The organism is Ruegeria sp. AL12 (assembly GCF_056540885.1).
Map to the genome: position 1 here is coordinate 1 of NZ_JBQFXN010000031.1, position 2,039 is coordinate 2,039.

Annotated in this window: 2 protein-coding genes and 1 pseudogene; all 3 read left to right on the forward strand. The window is 54.4% G+C overall.

Annotated features, from left to right (window positions below; all coding sequences use genetic code 11):
- A pseudogene (locus ACR0C6_RS21005) lies at positions 1–161 on the forward strand (phosphonate ABC transporter, permease protein PhnE); the annotation flags it as partial.
- Positions 161–976 (forward strand): phosphonate ABC transporter, permease protein PhnE, encoded by an 816-nt coding sequence (gene phnE / locus ACR0C6_RS21010; RefSeq protein WP_480483731.1) that lies wholly within the window; start codon positions 161–163, stop codon positions 974–976. The pseudogene ACR0C6_RS21005 and the gene phnE, both read left to right, overlap by 1 nt.
- Positions 973–1,878, forward strand: coding sequence for an HAD-IIA family hydrolase (locus ACR0C6_RS21015; RefSeq protein ID WP_480483732.1), 906 nt, complete (start codon positions 973–975; stop codon positions 1,876–1,878). The genes phnE and ACR0C6_RS21015 overlap by 4 nt, the downstream gene beginning before the upstream one ends.
- Positions 1,879–2,039: the final 161 nt, after the last annotated feature.

Consider the following 2,039-nt stretch of genomic DNA (forward strand, 5'->3'; position numbering starts at 1 on the left):
CTATTCTGGGGCTGGTGGGGGCAGGCGGCATTGGCGCGACACTCAACACCGCGTTTGATCGATATGAATATGATACGGCTGCCGCCATTCTGATCCTTATCATCGGGATCGTCATGGCCCTCGAATACCTTTCCGGAATAATCCGAGCGAGGGTTCAGTAATGCCGGTTCTTGAACGCGACGATACACAAATCTGGCGCAGGCGGACGACCGGCCAAAGCCTGGTTCGCTGGTTTGGATGGCTTCTGGGAGTAGCGGTTTTTGTCTACTGTTGGCAGCTCATTTCGCAATCGACAACCTGGTTTTTCGTCTGGGATGCGCCCCGTATCGCCAACGATATCTGGACCCGCGCAACGCCACCCAAATGGGACTATATCACCCAGTTGGGACCCCCGATCTGGGATACCCTGAACATTGCTACTCTGGGCACGATCATCGCTCTGTGCATGGCTGTGCCGGTTGCCTTTTTGGCGGCCCGCAACACTACCCCGTCGGCGTTGTTCATCCGCCCCATTGCCTTGTTGGTCATTGTTTCGACCCGCTCAATCAACTCGCTGATCTGGGCGCTGCTATTGATCGCTATCATTGGACCGGGTGTGTTTGCCGGTGTCATAGCGATCGCCATCCGTTCAATCGGGTTCTGCGCCAAACTTCTTTATGAAGCGATTGAAGAGATTGATCACGGTCAGGTCGAGGCGATCACAGCCACCGGTGCTTCGCGGTGGCAAGTCATGGCGTATGGGATTGTTCCGCAAATCCTGCCTGCTTTTGCCGGAATTGCAGTCTTTCGTTGGGACATCAACATTCGCGAGTCCACTGTGCTTGGGCTGGTTGGTGCCGGCGGTATCGGGTTGCAGCTTTCGGCCTCGCTTAATGTTCTGGCGTGGCCGCAAGTCAGCCTTATCCTGATAGTAATTCTTCTTGCAGTCATGATCAGCGAGTGGGTTTCGGCAAAAGTACGAGGAGCGATCATTTGACCGGATTCTCAGCGCAGGAGGCATTTAAGGCTTACGAAGCCGTCCGGCACCGCCTTCCAGATATTGAACCGAACGACGTGAATTATCGTCGTATCGAGACCCTTTTCGAAGTTATGGATGAGTTTGACGTATTTCTTCTGGATGCGTTCGGGGTTCTCAATATCGGAGAAACAGCAATCCCCGAAACGCCTGAACGGATCAAGTCACTGACGGATGCGGGCAAACGTGTCCTGGTGGTTTCGAATGCCGCAGGGTTTCCTCATGCCACGCTGTTGGAGAAATACACCAGGCTGGGATATGACTTCGCGCCGCAGGATGTGATTACCAGTCGGGCTACGTTGCTGTCCGGGCTGAATGGTCAACATGAGCTGCACTGGGGTTTGATGGCGACACCCAGCGCCGGGCTGCGCGATTTGGAAGATTTGAAACTAACCTATCTGGAGGATGACCCGCAACCCTACGAAACTGTTGATGGTTTTCTGATGATCGGGTCAGCCGCCTGGACCGAAACCCGGCAGGCGATGTTGGAGGCGGCATTGCTAAGCCGACCCCGCCCGGTATTGGTAGGCAACCCGGACATCGTTGCCCCACGCGAGTACGGCTTTTCCAAAGAGCCCGGTCTTTTCGCGCACCGTTTGGCCGACCGAACGGGTGTAGCCCCGCAGTTTTATGGAAAGCCTTTCGGCAATATCTATGATCTTGCCTTTCAGCGACTTGGGCCCGTCGACAAATCCCGCGTTCTGATGGTAGGTGACAGTCTGCATACTGACATTCTGGGCGCGCGTCATGCCGGAGTGGCTTCCGCACTTGTCTCGGATTTTGGGTTCTTCGCCGGGCATGATGTCGAGGAAGCGATCAAACAAGCAGCGATCGTGCCGGATTTTGTCGTAACCCGACCTTAAGATTTTGAAGTAAAGCGTATTTTTGGCAGAGCGAACGGGCAGCGTTGACTTGCAGAATGCGCGCGTAACAATGATTATGTTGCTTTTACAGGGCTGCATCTAGTCGGCGAATTTTCTAACGGCGAATACCCATAGTCTCGGAAACTCGAATCCGGTTCTAC

Bases quoted from the DNA above. Each gene is read 5' to 3' on its own strand.
- phnE (WP_480483731.1), top strand. From the start codon at position 161: ATGCCGGTTCTTGAACGCGACGATACACAAATCTGGCGCAGGCGGACG.